This is a genomic window from Marisediminitalea lipolytica (genome assembly GCF_001758465.1).
Classification (GTDB): domain Bacteria; phylum Pseudomonadota; class Gammaproteobacteria; order Enterobacterales; family Alteromonadaceae; genus Alteromonas; species Alteromonas lipolytica.
Map to the genome: position 1 here is coordinate 47,483 of NZ_MJIC01000004.1, position 16,550 is coordinate 64,032.

General features: G+C 49.1%; 15 protein-coding genes. 9 read left to right on the forward strand and 6 right to left on the reverse strand.

Annotated features, from left to right (window positions below; translation table 11 throughout):
* The first annotated feature begins 3 nt into the window (after positions 1-3).
* Positions 4-1,557, forward strand: coding sequence for a lysine--tRNA ligase (lysS, locus tag BFC17_RS01890; protein WP_070174776.1), 1,554 nt, complete (start codon positions 4-6; stop codon positions 1,555-1,557).
* Positions 1,558-1,559: 2 nt separating this feature from the next.
* On the opposite strand, the gene BFC17_RS01895 is transcribed toward lysS, so the two are convergent.
* From BFC17_RS01895 to BFC17_RS01905, 3 genes are read right to left on the reverse strand one after another with little or no spacing between them, the layout of a single operon-like run.
* Positions 1,560-2,459 (reverse strand): ketopantoate reductase family protein, encoded by a 900-nt coding sequence (locus BFC17_RS01895; protein ID WP_070174777.1) that lies wholly within the window; start codon positions 2,457-2,459, stop codon positions 1,560-1,562.
* On the reverse strand, positions 2,456-3,154 hold the full coding sequence (locus tag BFC17_RS01900; RefSeq protein WP_070174778.1) for a TIGR01621 family pseudouridine synthase: 699 nt from the start codon (positions 3,152-3,154) through the stop codon (positions 2,456-2,458). Before BFC17_RS01900 ends, BFC17_RS01895 begins: the two co-directional genes overlap by 4 nt.
* Entirely contained in the window at positions 3,154-3,720 is a 567-nt protein-coding gene (locus BFC17_RS01905) for an Hpt domain-containing protein (RefSeq protein WP_070174779.1), read from the reverse strand. The genes BFC17_RS01900 and BFC17_RS01905 overlap by 1 nt, the downstream gene beginning before the upstream one ends.
* A 152-nt stretch (positions 3,721-3,872) precedes the next feature.
* On the opposite strand from BFC17_RS01905, the gene BFC17_RS01910 reads away from it, so the two are divergent.
* The 4 genes from BFC17_RS01910 (at position 3,873) to BFC17_RS22205 (ending at position 9,568) form a co-directional block, all read left to right on the forward strand.
* A complete protein-coding gene (locus tag BFC17_RS01910; RefSeq protein ID WP_070174780.1) occupies positions 3,873-6,710 on the forward strand; it encodes a M16 family metallopeptidase in 2,838 nt (945 codons plus the stop codon).
* 132 nt (positions 6,711-6,842) lie between these two features.
* Entirely contained in the window at positions 6,843-8,450 is a 1,608-nt protein-coding gene (gene gshA / locus BFC17_RS01915) for a glutamate--cysteine ligase (protein ID WP_070174781.1), read from the forward strand.
* Positions 8,451-8,515: 65 nt separating this feature from the next.
* Positions 8,516-9,154, forward strand: coding sequence for a transglycosylase SLT domain-containing protein (locus tag BFC17_RS01920; RefSeq protein ID WP_070174782.1), 639 nt, complete (start codon positions 8,516-8,518; stop codon positions 9,152-9,154).
* A gap of 288 nt (positions 9,155-9,442) precedes the next feature.
* Positions 9,443-9,568 carry a DUF3149 domain-containing protein gene (locus BFC17_RS22205; protein ID WP_083271529.1) on the forward strand — a complete coding sequence of 42 codons (126 nt, stop codon included), beginning with the start codon at positions 9,443-9,445 and terminating at the stop codon, positions 9,566-9,568.
* A 33-nt stretch (positions 9,569-9,601) separates the two neighbouring features.
* Here BFC17_RS22205 and smrB read toward each other — a convergent pair whose 3' ends face one another.
* Positions 9,602-10,177 carry an endonuclease SmrB gene (gene smrB, locus BFC17_RS01925; RefSeq protein WP_229680969.1) on the reverse strand — a complete coding sequence of 192 codons (576 nt, stop codon included), beginning with the start codon at positions 10,175-10,177 and terminating at the stop codon, positions 9,602-9,604.
* A gap of 112 nt (positions 10,178-10,289) precedes the next feature.
* Here smrB and prmB point away from each other — a divergent pair, with 112 nt between their 5' ends.
* The 4 genes from prmB to BFC17_RS01945 are packed head-to-tail and all read left to right on the forward strand — an operon-like array spanning position 10,290 to position 14,433.
* The gene (prmB, locus tag BFC17_RS01930) at positions 10,290-11,225 is read left to right on the forward strand and encodes a 50S ribosomal protein L3 N(5)-glutamine methyltransferase (RefSeq protein WP_070174783.1); all 936 of its coding nucleotides are present in this window, start codon (positions 10,290-10,292) and stop codon (positions 11,223-11,225) included.
* A gap of 4 nt (positions 11,226-11,229) precedes the next feature.
* Positions 11,230-12,330, forward strand: coding sequence for a chorismate synthase (gene aroC / locus BFC17_RS01935; protein ID WP_070174784.1), 1,101 nt, complete (start codon positions 11,230-11,232; stop codon positions 12,328-12,330).
* A gap of 24 nt (positions 12,331-12,354) precedes the next feature.
* Positions 12,355-13,548 carry an MFS transporter gene (locus BFC17_RS01940; protein WP_070174785.1) on the forward strand — a complete coding sequence of 398 codons (1,194 nt, stop codon included), beginning with the start codon at positions 12,355-12,357 and terminating at the stop codon, positions 13,546-13,548.
* Positions 13,549-13,581: 33 nt separating this feature from the next.
* On the forward strand, positions 13,582-14,433 hold the full coding sequence (locus tag BFC17_RS01945) for a caspase family protein (RefSeq protein ID WP_139141975.1): 852 nt from the start codon (positions 13,582-13,584) through the stop codon (positions 14,431-14,433).
* Here the strand turns inward: BFC17_RS01945 and BFC17_RS01950 are convergent, their stop codons facing one another.
* Together BFC17_RS01950 and BFC17_RS01955 are read right to left on the reverse strand one after the other, a co-directional pair.
* Complete coding sequence (locus tag BFC17_RS01950) at positions 14,434-15,216, reverse strand: hypothetical protein (RefSeq protein ID WP_070174787.1); 783 nt, start codon at positions 15,214-15,216, stop codon at positions 14,434-14,436. It abuts the gene before it with no gap.
* Positions 15,217-15,434: 218 nt separating this feature from the next.
* A complete protein-coding gene (locus BFC17_RS01955; RefSeq protein ID WP_083271530.1) occupies positions 15,435-16,529 on the reverse strand; it encodes a BMP family ABC transporter substrate-binding protein in 1,095 nt (364 codons plus the stop codon).
* Positions 16,530-16,550: the final 21 nt, after the last annotated feature.

Consider the following 16,550-nt stretch of genomic DNA (forward strand, 5'->3'; position numbering starts at 1 on the left):
ACTATGAGCGAACAACAACTCGACGAAAACAAATTGATTGCTGAGCGCCGTGCCAAGTTAAGCGCTATCCGCGAAAACTGCCGCGCTAACGGTTTCCCGAATGGCTTTCGTCGTGAAAATTACGCCGAAGAACTGCAAGGTCAGTACGGTGAACTGGACAAAGAGACCCTGGCTGAGCAGGATAATCAGGTCAGTATCGCCGGACGTATCATGGCTAAACGTGGTCCTTTCCTGCTGTTACAGGACATGACCGGACGAATTCAGGCTTACGCCGATAAAGACACGCAAAAAGACATTAAAGCACGCTATGGTTCGCTGGATATTGGCGACATCATCGGCGTAGCCGGTGCGCTGCATAAGTCTGGCAAAGGCGACCTGTATGTGAACATGGCAAGCTACGAGCTGCTGACCAAGTCACTGCGTCCGTTGCCAGAAAAATTCCACGGCCTGACCGATCAGGAAACCAAGTATCGCCAGCGTTACGTTGATTTGATCACCAGCGAGAAGACCCGCGAAACTTTCGTAGTGCGCAGCAAAATCGTTAACGGTATTCGTAACTTTTTGACTACCCGTAATTATATCGAGGTAGAAACCCCGATGCTGCAGGTGATCCCAGGCGGTGCTACCGCTAAGCCTTTTGTGACTCACCATAACTCACTGGATATCGATATGTATCTGCGTATTGCACCAGAGCTTTATCTGAAGCGTCTGGTTGTGGGTGGCTTTGAGCGCGTGTTCGAAATTAACCGTAACTTCCGTAACGAGGGCTTATCAACCCGCCATAATCCGGAATTTACCATGCTGGAATTTTACCAGGCGTATGCAGATTATAACGATCTGATGAACCTGACCGAAGACATGCTGCGTACCCTGGCCGAAGATATTCTGGGTACCACTGAGCTGGTTAATACCGTGCGTGATACTGAAGGCAACGTGGTAGAAGAGAAACACTATGACTTTGGCAAGCCCTTTGATCGCTTAAGCATGGGTGAGGCCATCCTGAAGTACTGGCCTGAAGCCAACGAAGCGGCTATCCGTGACCCGGAAGCACATCTGGATGAGCTAAAAGCCATGGCCAAGCAACTGCATATTAAAGAGCCGGAAGTTGACGGTATCTGGGGTGCTGGTAAGTATCTGTGTGAAATCTTTGAAGCGACTGCTGAAGAAAAACTGGAACAACCTACCTTTATTACCGAATACCCATGGGAAGTCTCGCCACTGGCGCGTCGTAATGATGCGAATCCGTTTATCACTGATCGCTTTGAGTTTTTCGTGGGTGGACGTGAGCTGGCCAATGGTTTCAGCGAGCTGAACGATCCGGAAGATCAGGCTGAGCGCTTCCGTAAGCAGGTTGAAGAAAAAGACGCCGGCGATGATGAAGCGATGCACTACGATGAAGACTACATCCGTGCACTGGAATACGGTTTGCCACCGACTGCGGGTGAGGGCATTGGTATTGATCGCCTGACCATGCTGTTTACTGACAGTCCCACAATCAAAGACGTTATCCTGTTCCCGCACATGAAACCAGAAGTGCAGGCCCAGGATTCAGAGTAAGCCTAGAGCGATTTAATCGATTCAAACAAAAGGGTATTGGTGGGCACATCAATACCCTTTTTCTTTGCCTGCCTGACGATGTAACCATTGATACCATCAATTTCTGTCGGGCGTTTATTTATTACATCCTGATGCATGCTCGAAAAATTCTCGGCGGTGCGCGCAATCACGTTTAACACCAGGGTGAGGGTGGCATGTTTGTCCAGTTCAACTTTACAGGCGGCGGCGACTTTACATACTTCCTTGCATACCTTTTCCAGTGTTGGCAGGTAGGATTTATCGCTGAGTTTGCCATTGGGAATGTTGTTAAGCGCGGTTAAAGGATTAATGGCGCAGTTTACCGCGAGTTTTTGCCATAGCGCGGTTTCGATGTCTTCGCGCCAGGTGACCGGGCCAATGCAGCGGTTAAGAATTTCAGCAACACTGGTGTTGAGCGGTGTATTGGCCTGGTGCTTTGGTGATAAACCTAACATGGTTTCGCCCTTACCAGTGTGCCGCACTGTGTCAGGAGCGATTTTTAACGCGCCATGACTGGTGGTCGCCAGGTAAACCGGATTGTCTGGCAGGTACTTTTCGGCCAGTTCCATTCCACCCATTCCGTTGTGCAGAAGCACCACTGGTGTATGTGCACTTAGTTGCTGTCGCCAGGATTTTAGCGCTTCTTTTAACTGGGTGACTTTCAGTGGGATTAACAACAGGTCACTGTGATTGGATTTGCAAAGATCAGGTTCTGTCTGTTTGGGTGTTAGCGATAACAGCTCACCGTTGATGAGTTCTACGTGGGTAAGTGCCGGGCTGCCTGCTCGCGGGATTAAACGATAATCCGTACCTGACAGCTGTGCTCCGGCTGCGCATAGTCCGCCAATCGCACCGCTGCCAAGAATATTCACCGTTGTTGTCATAGTACGTTGTTCTGCTCGAATTTGAAGTTGGTTTTGGGCCAGTTAAGGGTTTGTGGCGCTGGCGCACAAGCCAGCCAGTCCGCTATGGGGGGCTGCAAAAAGTATTCACCGGCAGGAGGCTGGCAGAACACGTTGACAGACTCACCCTGATAGTCAAAATCCAGTCCCCAGGCATGCAAATACAACCTGTCGGCAGGTGCAGCGCCATACAGGGTATCGCCGACAATCGGGCTGCCAAGACTTTTCATTGCCACCCTGATCTGGTGGGTCTTGCCACTTAATGGCTTAACCAACATCATACGTGGTGCGTCAGCAAAGCCATAGCTGAAAAATTGGGTAATTGCCGGATTCGTTTTTGTTTTCAATAAAATATGCTGGCCATTGCGGCGGTTTTTCATATCGCCCATAACGGTACCCTGTTTTTTCTTCGGCTTTTTTTCGACCAGTGCCAGATAGTATTTTTGGATCTGATGCTGGCGAAACATAACCTCAAAATTGGCTGCTGCCCTGGCATTTCTGGCCAGGATCAAACAACCTGAAGTGCCATCGTCAAGTCGATGTACCAGATGTAAACCGCTCTCTCCCAGGGCCGACTGAACCTGCTGCACAACACCCGCCTGAGCGTCGTGCATGGTTATTCCACAAGGCTTATTAATGATGAGAAAGTCGGAGTGATTAAAAATCACTTCGGTCATCAGGCGGTGGCACCTTCAATAATGGTCAGCGCCTTATCATATTCCAGCGAGGAGACGGCATCGATCAGACTTTGCCGATGGGAATTATCAAAATCTAAAACAGCGAGCCATTTGTTGAGTTTGTCGTCGTTGATGTATTCGTGGTGCTGCAGTGCCTGGGTTAACGCCTGCAAGGTTTGCTGTTTAGCGTCTGCCGGGGCATCTGATGCCTGCGGAGTATGGCTGTCATCCGGGAGCTCCTCAATAACACGAATGGTTTCGTTCAGCTGCTCAATCAACTCCTTGAGTGATGACGGCTCGGGCTTACCAAGCTTTAGTTCTTCGTTTACCAGGCGACTGGTTTGGTAAACGGCAGTACAGCCCAAATTACCTGATACACCCTTAAGCGTGTGCACCAGATTTTCCGCATTAGCTATATCCTTTTCGGCCATCATAACCTGCAACCGGGCGTCCAGTGTGCGGTATTCAGCGGCAAATTTACGTAACAGCCTGTACAACAGGCTACGATTTCCATTTAATTGTCGTAATCCGAAGTCAAAATCTATTACCATGGGCTGTTCTTGCATAAGTTCCTGTTATCTCAATAATTGTACTGAAAATTATAACCGGTTAAGTCATTAACTATAACCTTTTCCGTATATTTATTGTTAAAGTTGTCACGAAAAGTTAACGTATATTCTCGCTATGGGACTTAGCTTCATCAATTACGGAATGTCTAATGTTGTACAGATTTATCCTTTTGGGGTTTCTAGCCCCGCTTATTTATGGTTGCACCCAAACGTCAGATCTCTCATCTGCGCCTCAACAAAGTGTAGCACAGCCTGTTTCTATTGCTTATGAGAAATACCAATTAAAAAATGGACTTACCGTTATTTTGCATGAAGATCACTCTGACCCTCTAGTGCATGTTGATGTTACTTACCATGTGGGCTCTGCAAGAGAGGAGGCAGGTAAAACCGGTTTTGCTCATTTTTTTGAGCATATGATGTTTCAGGGCTCGGCAAATGTGGCCGATGAGCAGCACTTTAAGCTGATTACGGATGCCGGTGGCAATCTGAACGGTTCGACCAATCGGGATCGCACTAACTATTATGAAACGGTGCCGGCTAATCAGCTGGAAAAGGTGCTGTGGCTGGAGTCTGACCGGATGGGGTTTCTGCTCCCGGCCGTCACTCAGGCGAAGTTTGAAATTCAGCGGGAAACGGTTAAAAACGAACGCGCGGAACGCATCGATAACCAACCCTATGCCCGTCGCCACGAGCGCATCGGCGAAGTGCTGTATCCCGAAGGGCATCCCTATTCCTGGCTCACTATTGGCTATATTGAGGATTTGGACCGGGTCAACGTTGACGACCTCAAAGCCTTCTTCAAACGCTGGTATGGCCCCAACAATGCCGTGCTCTCCATTGGCGGTGATATTAATGTGCAGCAAACCAAGGCCTGGATCGAAAAGTACTTCGCTGAGTTGCCGGCCGGCCCGGCCGTAAATAAGCAGGCTCCGGCCCCGGCAAAACTGGAAGAAAGTACTTTTATAACGCTGGAGGACAATGTTCACCTGCCGTTGGTGCAGATTGTTTTTCCTACCGTGTACGCGCGACATGAAGATGAAGCTGCTCTGGACGTTCTGGCCAGTATTTTGGGGACCGGCAAGACTTCGGTATTTTATGAGCAACTGGTGAAAACCGGCAGAGTGGTGCAGGCTGGCGTTTCTCACCCTTGCAGCGAACTGGCTTGTGAATTTAACCTGGTGGCCCTGACGTCGCCAGAGTCAGGTTTGTCTCTGGCCTCAATTTACCAGGACATTCAGACCATCCTCAATGAGTTTGAACAGCGCCCATTTGATGAAGACGCCCTTGAGCGGGTAAAGGGCAACATTAAGGCATCCACCATCTATGGTTTACAAAGTGTAAGCGGTAAAGTGTCGACGCTGGCTTATAACGAAACCTTTTTTGGCCAGCCAGACCTGATGAATGAAGACGTTAAACGCTATAGCGAAGTCACGAAGGAAGACGTATACCGGGTGTTTAATCAGTACATTAAGGGTAAAGCTGCGGTGGTCCTCAGTGTGGTACCTACAGCTCAGCCTGAATTAGCTGTGGCTGCGCCAACTGTGGCGCGACCTGAGCGAAACATCCCGGATACTAATAACGTTGCTGAGCTGACAACAACAGAGATCAAATCGGCTTTTGACCGCAGTGAAGTCCCGCAGGCCGGTGAACCGCCGGTGGTTACTATTCCCAGTTTCTGGCAGTTAAAGTTTCGTAATGGTATTCAGGTATTAGGAGTCACTAATGATGAAACCCCAACGGTTACCGTGACCCTGGATTTAGACGGCGGTATGCTGCTGGATCCTATCGATAAAGCAGGGCTGTCGGTGCTGACCGCGATGATGATGAATGAATCAACTCAGCATTACAGCAATGAAGAGATGGCAAATGCACTGGCTAAAATGGGATCCTCGGTGAGTTTTGCCAGCAGCGGACGCTATACCCAGGTGAATGTGTCCAGCCTGACCGAACATTTCATACCAACCCTACAATTAATGCAGGAAAAGTTGTTTAATCCGGCCTTTAAAGAAGCTGACTTTAAGCGAATTAAACAGCAGATGATCGACAATATTAATGCTCAGGCTAAAGAGCCGTCCGCTATCGCCGAGCGCATAAAGAGTAAGGTGCTATGGGGCAGCGACAACCGCATTGGTCTGCCTGAAGGCGGAACGGTAGAAACGGTATCCCGGATAACCCTGGCAGATGTTAAGGCGTTTTATCAGCGTTATTATGTGCCGGCTAAAGGCACTGTGGTGGTGGTAGGCGATATGACCCCCGGGCAAATTCCCGGTTATTTCGATTTTCTTAATCGCTGGGAGGGCGAGGATTATTCACTGGCAGACTATGGCGACTTCCCGCAGTACCCCGGTCAGCAGATCATGCTGGTAGACGTGCCCGGTACAACCCAGAGTCTGGTCAGAATGGTAAAGCGCGCGCTGCCTTATGATGCTACCGGTGAATACTTTAAGGCTCAGTTGATGAATTTTCCCTTAGGTGATGATTTTAACAGCCGTATTAATTTAAGTTTGCGTGAGGACAAAGGTTACACGTACGGTGCGTTTTCGGCTTTTAATGGCGGTAAAACCCTGGGTTGGTTTGAAGCCAGCGCCGACTTAAAACAGCAATTTACTGGCGCAGGCATTGCTGCACTGCTGGATGAAATTCGTCAATACCGGGAGCAGGGCATAACGGCAGAAGAGCTCAGCTACATGCAGAATGCTTTTACCTTAAGTGAAGCTCTGGAATATGAAACGCCCCTGGATAAAGCCTCTTTTCTGCGTCGGTTACTGGCTCATGATTTGCCGGTAAATTACAAAAAAGCGCAGAAGCGAATTCTGTTAAGTATCGATAAAGCCGAAATTGATGGGGTAGCAGAACGAACATTAACCCCGGAGGAACTGCAAATTCTGGTGGTCGGCGATAAAGCGGCGATTCTGCCACAATTGCAATCTCTGGGGATTCCTGTTGTTGAGATAAATGCTGCAACAGGCCTTCAGGTTACAAATTAGAGTAATTGCGGCATAACAGGTACGAATTAACGACTATCCGCTATGAATTATACTTGGGTCGATATAAATATTTGATACTATACGACCCATAGCTTAACCGTCTTGCAATAAATGTAAGTCGCCACCGACAACATGGAATCGACATTGCGCCCATTGACTCACGATTTTTCTTACGATTTTGACGCTCTTAAATCTACTTCTGCGTTTTCAGCTTTAAGCATGATAAAACGTGGTGTGGAAAGGGAGTGTTTGCGCATAAATCCGGCCGGAACGCTGGCACTAACCCCGCATCCCCAAGCGTTAGGTGCCGCACTTACCCATGAAAGTATCACAACAGATTATTCTGAGTCGTTACTGGAATTTATTACGCCGCCTGAGTCGGATGTTAATACCACCATTGCACAGTTAGAGGATGTCCACAAATTCACCATTGATAATATTGGTGAGGAGCGCTTGTGGCCACTCAGCATGCCTTGTTTTATCGAGAATGCCGATGATATTCCCCTGGCTTATTTTGGTGAGTCCAACGTAGGCAAAATGAAAAAAGCCTATCGTATGGGGCTGCGTAATCGCTATGGCAGTATGATGCAGGTTATTTCTGGCGTTCATTTTAACTTTTCCGTGCCAGAGAGTTTCTGGCAGCATTTGGCTACGCAAAAAGGCGAAGAAGCCACCCAGGACTGGATTTCAGCTGCGTATTTTGGCCTTATTCGTAACTACCGTCGCAGTTGCTGGCTCATCCCTTATTTGTTTGGTGCGTCACCGGCTTTATGCAGCTCCTTCGTTGAAGGCCGTGAACATGGACTCGATTTTAAAAAGCTTGGCCGGGGTACGCTTTATTTACCTTACGCTACGTCGTTGCGCATGAGCGGACTGGGCTACACCAGTAATGAGCAATCCTCGTTACGGATTTGCTATAACTCCATTGATACCTACGTACAGTTACTGCGTGAGGCGATGTACAAGCCATCAAAAAATTATGCCGGTTTCGCCGCAGGAGAAGGCGGCAATTTCCAGCAGTTAAGTAAAAATGTACTGCAAATTGAAAACGAATTTTACTCGCCAATCCGCCCTAAACAACCTACCGCATCAGGCGAGAAGCCAACCGATGCTCTGGCGCTGCGTGGGGTAAATTACATCGAAGTCAGAGCGCTGGATGTCAATCCGTTCAGTCCGATAGGTATTGCAAAAGAGCAAGTGGATTTTCTCGATGTGTTCCTGGTAACCTGTTTGTTAAAGGACAGCCCGGAATTTAACGAAGATGGCTTTAAAGAAACGGAAGTAAATTTAAACCGGGTTGTGCTGGAAGGGCGTAAACCCGGTTTATCCTTATTGCAAAACAATCAGGAAGTCGCCATGCAGGACTGGGCTAAAGCCCTGTTTAGCCAGTATGCTGACGTGGCAGCAATGATGGATGAAAACTATGGCGACAGCCGCTACAGCGATGCGGTGAAGCGCGAATGGCAGAAAATCGAAAATCCGGACCTTACTTATTCAGGCCGCTGGTTAAATAAATTGCTGGCAGAAGGGGATAACGCGGTGCTGGGAAGAGAACTTGCTGAGACCTATCGCCAGCAAATCGGGGATTTTAGCTATCATTTTAAATCGGCCGAAGCCTTTGAGGCCGAAGCTGAGCGTTCCTTTGCGTTGCAACGGGAAATAGAAGCCGGTGATGAAGTGTCATTTAGCCAGTTTATCAGCGACTATTTCAGCAAGGAGCCTGCTAAAAAAAATGCCTGACATGGGTCAGGCATAAGAATTTGTTCCAGGGAAACACACATTCGGAACACTAAGTTGGACAGCGTATGTACGAAAAGTTCAAAAAGATTTGCTTCTTTTTTTCGGGTTGGGTGATCTTATTGCCGCTAACCATCAGCGGCTGTGCCACCACGCCGCCGCAGGATACCAGTAATCTGTGCGAAATTTTTTACGAAAAAGAAGATTGGTACGATGCAGCTGCGGACATGCGGGATAAATGGGGCGTGCCCATTCACGTTCCTATGGCGATGATGTACCAGGAAAGTTCGTTTCGCCATGATGCCTTACCACCCCGTGATTACGTCTTGTTTGGCCTGATCCCCTGGGGGCGGGTGAGTTCTGCCTATGGCTATTCTCAGGCCAAAACGCCGACCTGGAGTGATTACATGCGCGAAACCGGAAACTCCGGTGCTGATCGGGACGACTTTGAGGATGCCATGGATTTTATGGGCTGGTTTATCAGCAAAACCCATAAAATTAACGGCGTTTCCAAATGGGACGCTTACGCTCAGTATCTTAATTACCATGAAGGCTGGGGCGGCTACAAACGCAAAACCTATCTGAAAAAAGGCTGGCTGGTAAAAGTATCGCAAAAGGTAAAGGCCCGCTCCCTGCGCTATGCTACACAACTTAAAACCTGCGAAGAAGACCTGCAAAAAAGCTGGTTCTGGAAGCTGTTTGATTAATTATTTCACCTAAAAAAACAGGCGGGCACGGGCCCGCCTGATAGAAGTGGGATTCCGTCCAAGACCGTAAAATTGCGGAAACCCAACAGGCATTTTTACTTTAATCTAAATGATAATTATTATCAATAATAGATTTAAAACGCACTTATATTAGATTCCCCGCATTCTTTTGATCCAGGTCATGATTTGCCGTACGGGGGCATTTTGATATTGATTTGGATCAGCGTTTTTTTTCGTTCAGCAGCGCACACTATCACCATAGAAACAGCAAATTAAAAGGTGATTATTATGTGGTCAATGTTATTAAAAGATCCGGTGGTTTGGGGCTCTCTGCTTGGTATTTTTATCGTCTGTGTGATGATGGCGTACTATACCTACCTGTTTATCCACAACAGTGGCGACGATCATAAATAAGTAAACTGTGCGCTTGTAGCAAGCCTGGGGAGGCTAGCGCTTTTTACTGAAAGGAGACTCTATTTCAAGTAGCACTAATAGTGCGCCCTGACCGCCATATTCCAGGGGCGCCTGATGAAAAGCCATCACGCGGGGATGCTGGATCAGATAATGGGGAAGTGCCTGCTTCAGGACACCTGATCCGACCCCGTGGACGATGCAAACACAGTCGATATGTTCTTGCCAAGCCGTGTGCAGCAGCGCGCCTAGTTCATGTTTAGCCTGAGCGCGGGTCATGCCGTGTAAATCAAGAATGTAGTCCGGCAAATAGTCGCCGCGGCGCAGCTGTTTCAGCTCGTAGCCCGGGACATCCTGCCGACAATACCTTAGCGCACCTTCCGGTGGCACAAACCCTTCAAACGCATCAGAAAATTCAAAACTGGCCTGAGCCTGTCTGGTGGTCTTTTGCTGTCGTCTGATTTTTATTTCGGGCCTGCTCACCGGAGCGACATAGGTGTCTTGCTTAAGCGGTGCAATGCCTTTCATTTCCTGCTGAAACAAGGCCATATCATCACTCTCAGGAGATGGCGGCGGCGTTTCGATTCGGGGAAATTTCGACTTAAATTTCACAACATGAGCTTCCTGATAGCGATCCCGGTGATTTTGACCTAAATAAGCATGTCCGAAGCGGACAACATTATGTATCATACCAGCTTTCTGATTTCTGGACATTGTAGCCTGTATGACCGACAAGTTTTACCTCGACGAAGCCATTTCTGATCTGCACAGCATCCTTGATATGGTGCGCTGGGCAGTAAGCCGGTTTAATGATGCAGAACTGTTTTATGGTCATGGCACGGATAACGCCTGGGACGAAGCGGTAAGCCTGGTTTTTTATGCTTTGCATTTACCCCACAGTTTAACCGCGCAAACGGGTGACGGTGTTTTTGCCGCACGACTCACAAAAAGTGAACGAACCAAGGTAGCCGAACTGGTGTTGCAGCGGGTGCAGACTCGCTTACCTTTGCCATACATTACGCACGAAGCCTGGTTTTGCGAGTTACCTTTTTATGTAGACGAGCGGGTGCTTATTCCGCGTTCACCCTTCGCCGAGTTAATCCAACAGGAATTTGTGCCTTATTTACAGGACAAACCACAGCGTATTCTGGATTTGTGTACCGGCGGCGGCTGTATCGCCATTGCGTTGGCATATGCGTTTGATGAGGCCGAAGTCGATGCGGTGGACATCAGCAGCGATGCTCTGGAAGTGGCAGAACTAAACATTCAGGAACACGGACTGGGTGGCAGAGTGATTCCGTTGTATTCGGATTTATTTGCCCAGCTGGAAGGCCAGAAATACGATTTAATCGTATCCAACCCTCCTTATGTCGACAGCGAAGATATGGCTGATCTGCCGGTGGAATTCCAGCACGAGCCTGAGTTGGCCCTGGCGGCCGGAGACGACGGTCTGGATCTGGTCGAGATTATGATTGCACAGGCAGGTAATTATTTAACCGACAACGGCGTTATGTTTGTTGAGGTTGGCAACAGTCTGGTGCATATGGAAGCAAGATTCCCTGGACTCGCCATAGAGTGGGTCGAACTGGCACAAGGTGGCCATGGTATATTTGCTGTAACCAAAACAGCATTAGACAGTTATAACCAACAGGAAAAATAGAGAGATGGCGGGTAACACTTTCGGTAAATTATTTACGGTATCAACCTTTGGTGAGAGTCACGGCATCGCACTGGGCGGTGTGGTAGACGGCTGTCCTCCGGGACTGGAACTGACCGAAGAAGACTTACAGGTAGATTTGGACCGACGTAAACCCGGGACCTCACGTTACACCACGGCTCGCCGTGAAGATGACGAAGTACAAATCCTGTCCGGGGTATTTGAGGGGAAAACCACGGGGACCAGTATTGGCCTGTTGATTAAAAATAAAGATCAGCGCAGCCAGGATTATTCCAATATTGCGGGCAGCTTCCGCCCGGGTCATGCCGATTATACCTACCAGCAAAAATACGGTTTTCGCGATTACCGCGGTGGCGGTCGTTCATCCGCACGTGAAACAGCTATTCGTGTTGCTGCCGGGGGCATTGCTAAAAAGTACCTTGAACAGGTTCACGGCATTAAAATTCATGGTTTCCTGTCGCAGCTGGGTCCCATTGCCATTGATACGATTGATTACAGTATTATCAACGAGAACCCGTTTTTCTGTCCGGATGCGTCTAAATTAGAAGCGCTGGATGAATACATGCGCGACCTGAAAAAATCCGGTGACTCCATTGGCGCTAAAGTTTCTGTAGTGGCGACTAATATGCCTGTTGGCCTGGGCGAACCGGTATTTGATCGTCTGGATGCCGACATTGCCGGCGCGATGATGGGCATTAATGCGGTAAAAGGCGTGGAAGTGGGGGATGGCTTTGATGTGGTCACGCAAAAAGGCAGTGAGCATCGCGATACGCTCACGCCAGAGGGCTTTACATCGAACCATTCAGGCGGTGTGCTTGGCGGCATTTCCACCGGGCAGGATTTGGTGGTTCATATGGCGCTTAAACCAACATCGAGTATTTCAGTGCCCGGACAAACCATTGATACAGAAGGCAATGCCATGGAAATTGTGACCAAAGGCCGCCATGATCCCTGTGTTGGTATTCGCGCTGTGCCTATCGCTGAGGCCATGCTGGCACTGGTATTAATGGACCATTGTTTACGTCATCGCGCGCAAAACGCGGCGGTTCACTGCACTACGCCGGTTATTCCGGGTTCAGTAAAATAATATGCTGAACCCGATGCTCCGTTAATGGCGGCTTCTTCCAGCCGCCTTGCCATTTTAGCTCTTAGTCTTACTTACGCGCTGTATTTTGGTCAGTTAGGGGTTATCAATCCTTATCTGGGCGTATTTCTTGATGGGCGCGGATTTACCTCGGCTGAAATTGGTGAGTTGTTTGCGGTAATTACACTGGCTCGGATTATTGGCCCTTCATTGTGGGCCGGTGTGGCCGATCGCAGCGGTAAAATCCTGTTTATTTTACGCCTCGGCAGTGCCCTGACAGTGCTGAGCTTTATTGGCGTATTCTGGGCCTATTCTTTTTGGACGCTGACCCTGGTAATGGGGCTCATGATGATGTTCTGGACGGCTGTGTTGCCACAGCTTGAAGTGCTTACCTTACAGACCATTGAAGGCGATTCTAAGCGCTACGGTCGTATCCGGTTGTGGGGCAGTATTGGTTTTATTGTACTCACCGTGATAGTGGGTAAAGCGCTGGACTTTTTTTCTACAGATGCGCCCATTTATGCGTCGATGCTGGTGTTGATCGGTCTGTTTATTAGTAGCCTGGCGCTGACTCAGCCACAAAATACCGTGAGCAAAGCATCGGCGTCACTACGCATTATGCCTTTTTTACGAGACCGGGTGGCGTTGTTATTTTTACTGTCTAATGGTTTGTTGCAGTTGAGCTTTGGTGCGTACTACGGATTTTTTGCCTTGTATATGCGCGACCTGGGCTACTCAGGTATGCAAACTGGCCTGTTAATCGCGCTAGGTGTTGTAGTGGAAGTGGGCATTTTTCTGGTAGCGCAGCGTTTAATTGCCCGCTTTGGCGTGTGGCGCCTGATGGTATTTTGCTTATTAGCTACCGGTGCCCGCTGGTTAGCACTGGGTACACTGGCCGATATTTTCTGGCTGGTATTTTTCAGTCAGTTTATTCATGCCCTGAGTTTTGGTCTTAATCACTCTACCTCAATGCATTTTATCCATCACTATTTTCCGCCCCAGATTCAAGGTCGGATTCAGGCTGCCTATGTGAGTCTGGCATTTGGTCTGGGTGGGGCAATCGGCAATTACGTATCCGGCCGACTGTGGGACCAAGGGACGGGGGCGACCCTGACTTTTGCGGTAGCGGCCGCCTGTGCAACGGTTGGCGGGTTGGTGTTACTGCTGGTATCTCCCCGACAAATGGCTGGTAAAGTAGACATCCCGGCTGCTAAGGCCTAACCTGATAAAGCATCCGCTGACAGGGAGAGGAACTTGAAGGCTAAATCTTATTGTGTGATGGTTTCTTTGGTATGGTGTTTAGCAGCATTAAAGCCGGCCCAGGCCGTTGATTTCGAAAGGTTTGCGCTGGTGATCGGCAATAATGATTACGCCGCAGCGCCGCTGGTTAATGCCGTAAATGATGCCCGGGCAATGGCGGTTAAACTCGAGGCTCTCGGCTTTGCTGTAAGCCTGAGTACCAATGCGACGTCAGCGCAATTATCCGAGTCAGTAACGGCTTTTTATCATCAGGTAAACCAATCCGACGCCACCCAGACCCTCGCTGTGGTATTTTATGCCGGACACGCAGTGCAGCTGGACAGACAAAATTACCTGGTCGCCACCGATAGCTTATTAGTCAGTAGTGCTGAGGATAACCGTGGTGTAAGCATAACCAGTCAGTCAGCCAGTCTGGCGCATTCGGCCTATGGTTTGTTTCCTTTAACCACCCTGTTTGCGCAGATGACGGGCAATCCCGGTAGTCACAATGTGTTGATCCTGGACGCCTGTCGGGATAATCCCTTCGAGTCAGCACAGTTGGACGAGGGCGCTCTGGTAAAAGGGTTGGCACCAGTTAAAGCGCCTACCGGTACGTTGATCGCCTATGCTACAGCCCCGGGTAGTGTCGCTCTCGATGGCGCCGGAGATAATGGCACTTATACCTATCATTTACTCAACGAACTGGACCAGATGGTGCCAGTGGAAGAGGTATTTAAAAACGTGCGAAAAAAAGTGGCCTATGAAACCCGGCGGCAACAGATCCCATGGGAGCATTCATCGTTACTTAGCGAAATCTACTTTAATCCGCCTTTAAATGATGCTTTACCGGACATGGTGTCGTTCTAACTAAAAAACATAGGCCATACCGATATGCAAGCTCGTGATTTGTTCATCAGCGCCACGGAAAGTTTGCCCCTGATAGTGAATGTCAGTCTGGTAGGCGTTAATTTTTAACTTGCTCTGAAACACCAGCTGAGTCGACACCGGCAGGCTCCAGCCCAGAATAAAACTGTAGCCGTCCAAATCAGAATTAACCCGCCCGGCTATATCATCAAACTCTATCTCATCGGGTTCTTCGTCATCGTCAGCATTGGCGCGAAACGCGTTATCCGCACTGAGCATGGCGTAGGCCAGTGATGCTGTGACAGACCCTGCATTAGCAAATCGCCAGGTGTAGCTTGCTCCTACGTAGGGGCCATTTTGAGCATAAGATTCGTTTACTGCCGCCGGCACAGCCTGTTCGTCTTCACTTTCCCGGTCAATAAAACTGAGCTCGGTTTTACCGCGTTTGTAACCGATAAATACCGACCAGTGCTCATCTACCCGATAACCTGCCGTGATATCAGTATCGGTGCGGTCAGCGTCACCGGTCTCTTCTTCTTCCGATAGGTCTCCAGCGCTAACGGATTGCCCGTGAGATGCAGACAATTGCCATCGGTTGCTGACTGCCCCAAACATCACACTGGCAGTAGGAAAATGCACTTCATGGTCGAGCTTTTCAGCAAATTCAAAGGTGCTGTAGCCCATACTGACACCGCTGAGGTATCTGATTTTGTCGGTTTGCGCCTGGGCGTAGCCAGGCTGAAGAAGCAGTATCAGGGGTAAAACTGTCAGGCCATATCTTTTCATGAGGTTCTCATTGGTTGTCTGGTTGGTTACCCAAGTGGTGTAACCAGCCGGGGCAGGTTAGTTGGTACGATGAAATGGCTAAACTGCTGAAAAATCAACCATACTTCTAAACTAACTGTAGACGACATTTGGCCGGTGGTCGATATCGGCGGTGAAAAGCCGGTGAATTAAAGCGACCTAACCACCACAATTCCCGGCCAGACACCTTTAAACTCGCTTTAACGAGGCAGTTTGCCTTGTACTCCCTCCACGTAAAAATCCATTTTACTGAGCGCGTCATCATTCATTACCGTCCCGGCTGGTACCCTGGTTTCGCCCTGCTGATCAAGTACAGGCCCGGTAAACGGGTGAAATGCGCCTGCTTTGATCTTTTCTTTTAAGCTTTCGATATGCGCCACAACCTTGGGTGGGATAGCTGGGTTAAGCGGTGCAAGAGTGGTCATATTTTCGCTGAATCCGGCCCACACCGATTCGGGTTTCCAACTACCGTCGAGGACCTGATTTATTCGTTTCACGTAAAAATCATTCCATAAGTGCATTGGCGCTGTGAGGTGAGCGTTTTTGCCAAAACGTGACATGTCCGAGTGATAGCCTACTGCATATACGCCGGCGGCTTCTGCGGCCTGAATAGAGGCCGGTGAGTTGGTATGTTGGGCGAGGACATCCGCGCCTTGCTGGATCAGGCTATCGGCGGCTTCTCTTTCTTTACCCGGATCGTACCAGGAATTAACCCACACTACATTGACAGTGGCATCAGGGATCACCGAGCGCATTCCCAGGGTAAAAGCATTGATACCCCGAATGACCTCAGGAATAGGGTAAGCCGCGACATAGCCTGCTTGCTTTGATTTACTCATGTGGCCGGCAATGACACCGCTTAAATAGCGCCCTTCGTAAATTCGGTCAAAGTAGGTGCCCACATTGCGGGCTTGTTTATAACCGGAAGCATGTTCGAAAATGACTTTGGGATAACGCCGTGCCACCTTCTGGACGGCGTTCATGTAGCCAAATGAGGTAGGGAAAATCAGCTTATGCCCGGCGCGGGCTAATTGCATTAAAACCCTTTCCACGTCTGCTCCATCGGGAACGCTATCGACAACCGTGACTTCGATTTTATCGCCGAAGACGTCTTCCACATATTTGCGGGCCTGATCATGGGTATAAGAATACCCACTTTCGCCGGCAGGATGGACGTAAATAAAGGCCACTTTTAGCGGTGCGCTATTGGCCAGGGCCGAGAACATCAGCACCGACAGCCATACGATGCGGTGGGTGAGCCAGCGAAGGCGAGGGAGTACAGTAAAACGTAGCATAATATTCCTGTGAGCGACTTG

What these genes read in the sequence shown, in the direction of transcription:
- gshA (WP_070174781.1), top strand. Translation starts at nt 6,843, where the DNA reads ATGGAATCGACATTGCGCCCATTGACTCACGATTTTTCTTACGATTTT.
- prmB (WP_070174783.1), top strand. Translation starts at nt 10,290, where the DNA reads ATGACCGACAAGTTTTACCTCGACGAAGCCATTTCTGATCTGCACAGC.
- BFC17_RS22205 (WP_083271529.1), top strand. Translation starts at nt 9,443, where the DNA reads ATGTGGTCAATGTTATTAAAAGATCCGGTGGTTTGGGGCTCTCTGCTT.
- BFC17_RS01950 (WP_070174787.1), bottom strand. Translation starts at nt 15,216, where the DNA reads ATGAAAAGATATGGCCTGACAGTTTTACCCCTGATACTGCTTCTTCAG.
- BFC17_RS01900 (WP_070174778.1), bottom strand. Translation starts at nt 3,154, where the DNA reads ATGACCGAAGTGATTTTTAATCACTCCGACTTTCTCATCATTAATAAG.
- BFC17_RS01940 (WP_070174785.1), top strand. Translation starts at nt 12,355, where the DNA reads ATGGCGGCTTCTTCCAGCCGCCTTGCCATTTTAGCTCTTAGTCTTACT.
- BFC17_RS01955 (WP_083271530.1), bottom strand. Translation starts at nt 16,529, where the DNA reads ATGCTACGTTTTACTGTACTCCCTCGCCTTCGCTGGCTCACCCACCGC.
- BFC17_RS01910 (WP_070174780.1), top strand. Translation starts at nt 3,873, where the DNA reads ATGTTGTACAGATTTATCCTTTTGGGGTTTCTAGCCCCGCTTATTTAT.
- BFC17_RS01895 (WP_070174777.1), bottom strand. Translation starts at nt 2,459, where the DNA reads ATGACAACAACGGTGAATATTCTTGGCAGCGGTGCGATTGGCGGACTA.
- lysS (WP_070174776.1), top strand. Translation starts at nt 4, where the DNA reads ATGAGCGAACAACAACTCGACGAAAACAAATTGATTGCTGAGCGCCGT.
- BFC17_RS01920 (WP_070174782.1), top strand. Translation starts at nt 8,516, where the DNA reads ATGTACGAAAAGTTCAAAAAGATTTGCTTCTTTTTTTCGGGTTGGGTG.
- aroC (WP_070174784.1), top strand. Translation starts at nt 11,230, where the DNA reads ATGGCGGGTAACACTTTCGGTAAATTATTTACGGTATCAACCTTTGGT.
- BFC17_RS01905 (WP_070174779.1), bottom strand. Translation starts at nt 3,720, where the DNA reads ATGCAAGAACAGCCCATGGTAATAGATTTTGACTTCGGATTACGACAA.